The 1,584-nt window shown below is 73.4% G+C and carries 1 protein-coding gene; it reads left to right on the top strand.

The genetic code is table 11. The annotated features are described in order from the left end of the window. Positions 1-245 precede the first annotated feature (245 nt). On the top strand, positions 246-1,584 hold a 1,339-nt coding region (locus tag WA805_RS30000), incomplete at its 3' end, for a glycosyltransferase 87 family protein (protein WP_425244006.1).

Raw genomic sequence — 1,584 nt, 5'->3', positions numbered from 1 at the left:
GCACCGGACGGCGGCGTGACGGCGCCGTGACGCCAGCGCGACGGCCCTTCACCCCGTGCACGGGCGGCGCCCCAGGCGGAGCCGCGCCAGGACCCGGCGCCTTCCCCGGTCCCGGAGCCGGTGGAGGAGGATTCGCCCGGATAATTTGGGTAGGTACCTCCCGCAGGCGGACGTTGGCAGAAACGGGAGGCAGTGCCACGGGCGCCACGGGCGGCAACGCTGAGGCATTTCCACTCGCCGGACCGTTGTCTGTCACGGCGCCGAAGACGCATGCATCCTGGCTGGACCCCCAGTGGGAAGTGGCCGCCTACTGGGCCTTCGCCGTCTACGCGGCCATCGTCATCCTGGTCGCCAGGGGCGACGACGCGATCTGGGCGGCGTGGGCGGTGCCCGCCTACGGCGTCGCGGCGGTGATGGTCTCCAGACCGCGGTCGCGCACGTGGGGCATCGCGCTGCTGACGGCCGCGTTCGCGGTCGGCGCGCCGCTGCTGCTCATGCTCGCCCAGGGCGACCTGGCCGCGGGGATGGCGGTGATCGAGCGGTCCGCGACGCTGCTGGTGCGGGACGGCACGCCGTACCTGCCCGCGCACCAGTTGTCGTCCTGGCTGGCCTACGACCCCTACCTGCCCGCCATGGCGCTGTTCGGCCTGCCGAGCGCCTCGGGATTGCAGGGCGCGCCCGGCGATCCGCGGGTATGGCTGGTGCTGGTTACCGTCGCGGCGCTCGCTGCCGGGCTCGGTGTCCTGCTGCCGCACTCGGTGCGGCGCTGCGCGGACTGCCGGCGCGACCTGCTGCGGGCCACGGCGTTCGCGGTCGCCTGCCCGGTGCTGGCGCTGAACCTGGCGGTGACCACGACCGACCCGCCCGTGCTGGCCCTGATGCTGCTGGCGCTGAGTCTCATCAGCTACCCGGAACGCGTGGTGCCCGCCGCGGCCGCGCTCGGTCTCGCCTGCGCGATGAAGCCGACCGCGTGGCTCGCGATCCCGGTGCTCGCCGCGATGGTGCGCAGCAGGGACGGCACCCGGTCGGCGGTCGTGTTCACCGGCACGGCGCTGGCGTTCGTCACCGCGGCCACGCTGCCCGCGGTGATCGCCAGCCCGGTCGCGATGGTGCAGAACACGGTGCTGTTCCCGCTCGACCTGGCCCGCCATCTCACCCCGGCGGCATCCTTGACGCCCGGCGACCTGCTGGCGCGCCTCGGTCCGGCCGGCCACACGATCGCGGTCGCGCTGCTGCTGATCGCAGGGCTCGCCGTGGCCGTCTCGCTCATCGTCAGGCCGCCACGCGACCTGCGCGCGGCGACGTGGCGGCTGGCGATCGGCCTGGCCCTGATGTTCGCCCTCGGCCCGGCCGAGCGCTTCGGCTACTTCATCTACCCGCTGGGCCTGGCCGGCTGGCTGCTGCTGACCCGCCGCCAGCCCGCGGCCGGTTCAGGTGCCCGCGGTCTGTGGTTCCTTGTCAGGGGCGAACAGCAGCAGCCACCCGATGTTGAAGTTCACGAAGATCAGCACGGTGAGCAGCACGGCCTCCGTGCGGAGCAGGTCCGCCCCGCCGATGATCGCCAGCACCGCGACGATCACGTAG

Origin of the sequence: Trebonia sp., assembly GCF_049794275.1 — a bacterium.
GTDB lineage: Bacteria > Actinomycetota > Actinomycetes > Streptosporangiales > Streptosporangiaceae > Trebonia.
This window is presented reverse-complemented; position numbering and strand designations above follow the sequence as displayed.